Below are 5,009 nucleotides of genomic sequence, written 5' to 3' on the forward strand. Positions count from 1 at the left end.
TATTGAGGCAGTTAACTTAATTTTTTTCTTCCCGTGTAATACACGGGAAGGGAGGTTTCTCCTCTCCATGTAATACGCGGTACAATCGGCGTTTTTATGTTAAGTAATGTTTCGCCAACGGTATCAGATCCGCGCTCAAACGGCAATTAAGGCGAGAAAAGCTTGTTATATGTAGGTTTCAGGTTTTTGACTTTTAAAAATGGTAACTACTATGCGCAAACCATTACTTCTAGACTTTGAAAAGCCCCTGGTAGAACTAGAGTCACGAATCGACCAAATTCGTGAACTGGCTGCTGAAAATGGCGTTGATATTTCTGAGCAGATTCGCCAGCTAGAAGCACGCGCAACTCAGATGTGTCAGAAGATTTTTAGTAATCTTTCACCGTTCCAACACTTGCAATTGGCTCGTCATCCCTGCCGTCCCAATACTCTTGATTATATTCAAGCGATTAGTGACGAATGGATGGAAATGCATGGTGATCGCTGTAGTTCAGACGATCCAGCTTTAGTTGCTTGCGTCACGAGGTTGGCTGGGCGCCCAGTGGTAATGCTGGGCCATCAAAAAGGCCACAATACTAAAGATAATGTTACCCGTAACTTTGGTATGGCTTCTCCTAGCGGCTACCGCAAAGCGATGCGGTTGATGGAGCATGCCAATCGATTTGGCATGCCGATATTGACTTTTATTGATACACCAGGAGCTTGGGCTGGTATAGAGGCAGAGCATAACGGTCAGGGAGAGGCGATCGCATACAATTTGCGTGAGATGTTCAGGTTGGATGTTCCTATCATCTGTACCGTTATTGGTGAGGGCGGCTCTGGTGGCGCGTTAGGTATTGGTGTTGGCGATCGCTTGTTAATGTTTGAACATGCTGTTTATACCGTTGCCACACCTGAAGCCTGTGCCGCCATTCTTTGGAAAGATGCTCTTCAGGCATCTCAAGCGGCTATTGCCCTCAAAATCACTTCGCAGGATCTCAAAAAGCTGGGAATTGTGGATCAACTGTTACCAGAACCTCTTATGGGCGCTCATTCCGCCCCCTTAGATGCAGCAAAAATATTGAAGCAGGCGCTGTTACAAAATTTGGAGGAACTCACACAATTGACTAGCCAAGAGCGGCGTCAGATGCGGTATCAAAAGTTTCGTCAAATTGGTTTTTTTACTACTGGCGACGCGAAATCATCAGGTTGATGCTCATTTTAAAGTACTTAATAGGGAGTATATTTTATGCCAGTTACAATTAAATACTTAGACGAATGCAAACAGCATGGAAAACCGATTGTTGCCCTCACAGCTTGGGATTATCTCTTTGCTCAAGTGCTAGACCAGACAGGGATAGACTTGATTTTGGTGGGAGATTCTCTGGCGATGGCGGTATTGGGCTATGAAAACACACTGCCTGTCACCCTCGACGAAATGCTGCATCATGCTCAGGCGGTTCGCCGAGGAGTAAAGCGGGCTATGGTTGTGTTTGATCTACCTTTTTTGAGCTATCAGACCAGCCCTCAGCAAGCGCTGCACTCAGCAGGGCGTGCCTTAAAAGAAGCGGGAGTCCAGGCAGTTAAGCTAGAAGGGGGATATCCGGCAATGGCAGAGACTGTAGCTCAACTGGTGCAGGTTGGAATTCCCGTGATGGGTCATTTGGGCTTAACCCCCCAATCAGTTCATCAATTAAGTGGATACCGACAACAGGGAACTTCTCCTAAATCAGAGGAGCGAATCATGGCGGAGGCAATTGCCTTGGAAAAGGCTGGAGCATTCGCTGTAGTGTTGGAGCATATCCCTGCAAACCTGGCACTCCAAATTACCCAAAAACTTACCATTCCTACTCTCGGTATTGGTGCCGGCTCCCACTGTGACGGTCAGATATTGGTCACGTCTGACCTGCTAGGTTTATCTGACTGGCACCCTTCCTTTGCTAAACCCTATACTAACTTGCGCAAGACGATTACTCAAGCTGTTCAAGCATTTTGCAGCGAGGTGCGAAACTTTCAATTCCCAGAGAGCAAGTTGTGAGTCAGGCAAATTTTACTTTGAGAGCAACTACAAAAAATGGAATGCCCTTTAGACAAGGCAGAAGCAGAAAATCACATTGCACTATTTTATCCATAGAGGTATTTTTAATGAGATTATTCCTGCGTTCAAAAATCCACAAAGCTAGAGTTACAGAAGCCAATGTTAACTATGTTGGCTCAATCACAATTGATGAATCGCTTTTGATTCGGGCAAAAATTGACGAATATGAAAAAGTACTTGTTGTCAACAATACGAATGGAAATCGATTTGAAACCTATGTCATCAATGGCTCAAAAGATTCTGGAGTTGTTTGTATCAATGGAGCAGCCGCTCATCTAGCGCAGGCGGGGGATGAAGTTATCATTATGTCGTTCCATTTGGTCGATAAAGCAACTGAGCTGTTGATGATTTTAGTGGATGAAAAGAATAAGTTTGTGAAGTACTTAATCTGCGAAAACATGAGTCCCTAAGATAACGGCAAATCTATTATTCGTAAGGCTTTTGGGTGTGGGGTGTAGTGAGCAAGAAGTTTATTAATGTTCGCACTCCTAACTAGTTTTCTTACTTTTTTCCCTACACCCTACACCCTACACCCAGCCCTAGCAAGGGTTTCATCTTTTCTTAGTACCATTCAATCAAGGGGGATTTGTGAGAACCGCTTATGTCTTTGCTGGTCAAGGTGCTCAATATGTGGGAATGGGGGTGCAGATTGCAGAGCACTACCCGCAAGCTAAAGCATTATATGACCGGGCATCTGCAGTGCTTGGTTTTGATCTGCTCAAGATGTGTCAGGTTGGACCAGAAGAACTTTTACAACAGACTGAGAACGCTCAGCCTGCTATCCTCGTTACCAGCCTTGCCTGCTTGTTAGCTGTACAGCCCAAACTACCCCAACCTATAGTCATGGCTGGACTGAGTCTTGGAGAGTACAGCGCACTGGTTGCCGCAGGAGCTTTAGAGTTTGAAGAAGCAGTGTACATCGTACAGCAAAGGGGAATTTTTATGAAAGAAGCCACAGCTGACCAAGATGTCGGGATGGCAGCTATCCTGGGGCTAGATGCAGCACAGGTCGAAGCCCTCTGCCAACAGACTGCGACACTAGGATTATGTCAGGTAACAAACTATAATGCACCAACCCAGACTGTTGTCGGCGGGCATATAACTGCTGTGGCACGAGTAGTCGAACTCGCCAAACAAGCTGGTGCTACTGCTGCGGTTCCGTTAGCAGTCTCCGGTGCATTTCACACCCGTCTTATGCAGCCAGCAGCAGAGCATCTTGCAGAACTTTTAGCAACAGTCAAACTCCGCAACACAGTTTTTCCTGTGATCTCTAACGTCACAGCACAGCATATGTGCGGAACTGGTGAGATTCGACAACTACTCATCCAGCAGATACAAAACCCGGTTCGCTGGGTTCAATCTATCCAGCGCCTTGCAAGCGATGGTATAGATACCTTTATCGAGTTCGGTCCTGGCCACACACTTTCCAGTTTGATAAAACGGACTGTTAAGGGTGTACAAACCCTAAATGTCGAAAATAGTACCTCAATGGATAAAACTTTAGAAGCCGTCACAGAGGAATGGCACTAAGAAAAGGTGAAATCTCGTCAGGGCTATTTGTTGGGGATAGGGTGTTCTTTCAAGGGTAGGTATTTAACAAAGGTGTATTTTAGCAGGTAAAATCAGTAGACTGAAAAGTTTTGAAAGTTGACGAAAGAATATGGGTTTCAGGCGACGTTATTGGAACTTTCCATCACGACCATAAGCGATCGCTCTATTCGTCCATCCAGAACAGAAGTACTTGAAAAGTCGATGATAAGCTGATTTCGATGGATGGTGTTCCCAAGGGAAAATGAAGGACTGATAAAACTTTTGGAAAACTTTTCGGTCTACTGACTTTACAGAGCAAGATTTTTGAAATCTTGCTCTTGGTAACAACAGATGACTTCTGGAAGTAAAGTAGGAGCATCTTTCCCAATGCGTGCACAGGCAACAGCTTGTGTCATGGTTACGACCATCGATATTTCCCTGGTTGAAGCTTGTTTCGTCCGCTCCCACTACCAAAGAGTGCTGGACATAAAGCTTTGCTTCATCTACACAATTTGCGACTGCATTGCTTGCTTCGAGCCTCAGTTTGTTTACCGTTCCCAAGGACATTGAGATATCAAATAACTCTGCTAAAGCGCTTTGTACCATGCGTTGACTATTGCGGTACAATCCGCTCAGTAGTGCAACAAGAGCAACAACTCTTACTCCGTATCCACTTGGATTGATGTCGGCGGGTAATGTTGCACGAGTGTGTGTTCCACATTTGGAGCAAGTCAATTGGTGTAAGCGATGTTCTACAACAATTGGTTCAATCGGTGGAATCTCAACGATTTGATGGCGATAGGGGTTCGGATCTTCTCCACTTAAACTTTCTCCACAACAGGCACATGTGATTGGATGATGGTTGTATGAGGAGCTACATTTTTCTATTGGGTATAAGTCCCGGCTTTTACCTTCATGACCGGGTTGACCTCCGCGTTTTTTACCGCTTTTTTTCTTAGTTGATTTCTGCCCAAATCCGGGTGGGTCACTTGAGGGTGGTGATGATGAGTTTTTTGATGTTTTATTAATTTTTTCTAATAGTTGCTGCTGGGCTTCTAGTAATTCCGCACCCTGTTGTTCTAATTTTTCTATACACTGCGCCATTGACTCCACCATTTTTTTGACGCTGGCTGGAGTTTTATCCCAATCCTGAGGGGGTATCTGCTCTAAATAGTTAGGGATCGGATGTTCCATGAATCCCACATTACCAGATTCTGGCTGCCATTTTTTGCGATCGCACTTTAGACTGCAAACCCCACTCACCTAATTACCGGGGCAGGGTGGTTTCATACAAGCAGAGAAAAATGACAATACTTTTAGAAGGCGATCGGAAATTGAGAAGCGATTCGGATGAATAATCTGCTAGAACAGTTGCAGCAAGTGCCAGATTATCGGCACATTA

General features: G+C 45.0%; 5 protein-coding genes. 4 read left to right on the forward strand and 1 reads right to left on the reverse strand.

The window, feature by feature from the left end; all coding sequences use genetic code 11:
- Positions 1-199: 199 nt before the first annotated feature.
- The 4 genes from accA (at position 200) to fabD (ending at position 3,607) form a co-directional block, all read left to right on the forward strand.
- The gene (gene accA, locus LC586_RS39535) at positions 200-1,192 is read left to right on the forward strand and encodes an acetyl-CoA carboxylase carboxyl transferase subunit alpha (protein WP_229491235.1); all 993 of its coding nucleotides are present in this window, start codon (positions 200-202) and stop codon (positions 1,190-1,192) included.
- A gap of 36 nt (positions 1,193-1,228) precedes the next feature.
- Positions 1,229-2,017, forward strand: coding sequence for a 3-methyl-2-oxobutanoate hydroxymethyltransferase (panB, locus tag LC586_RS39540; protein WP_229491236.1), 789 nt, complete (start codon positions 1,229-1,231; stop codon positions 2,015-2,017).
- The gene (gene panD, locus LC586_RS39545) at positions 2,014-2,487 is read left to right on the forward strand and encodes an aspartate 1-decarboxylase (protein WP_309143438.1); all 474 of its coding nucleotides are present in this window, start codon (positions 2,014-2,016) and stop codon (positions 2,485-2,487) included. Before panB ends, panD begins: the two co-directional genes overlap by 4 nt.
- 178 nt (positions 2,488-2,665) lie before the next feature.
- Positions 2,666-3,607: an ACP S-malonyltransferase gene (gene fabD, locus LC586_RS39550; RefSeq protein ID WP_229491237.1), complete on the forward strand. Its 942-nt coding sequence runs from the start codon at positions 2,666-2,668 to the stop codon at positions 3,605-3,607.
- A 147-nt stretch (positions 3,608-3,754) separates the two neighbouring features.
- Here fabD and LC586_RS39555 read toward each other — a convergent pair whose 3' ends face one another.
- On the reverse strand, positions 3,755-4,870 hold the full coding sequence (locus LC586_RS39555; RefSeq protein ID WP_229491238.1) for a DUF6444 domain-containing protein: 1,116 nt from the start codon (positions 4,868-4,870) through the stop codon (positions 3,755-3,757).
- Positions 4,871-5,009: the final 139 nt, after the last annotated feature.

The sequence above is a fragment of the Nostoc favosum CHAB5714 genome, assembly GCF_020829495.1.
In the GTDB taxonomy this organism is placed as follows: Bacteria; Cyanobacteriota; Cyanobacteriia; order Cyanobacteriales; family Nostocaceae; genus Nostoc; species Nostoc favosum.

What these genes read in the sequence shown, in the direction of transcription:
- accA (WP_229491235.1), top strand. Translation starts at nt 200, where the DNA reads ATGGTAACTACTATGCGCAAACCATTACTTCTAGACTTTGAAAAGCCC.
- panB (WP_229491236.1), top strand. Translation starts at nt 1,229, where the DNA reads ATGCCAGTTACAATTAAATACTTAGACGAATGCAAACAGCATGGAAAA.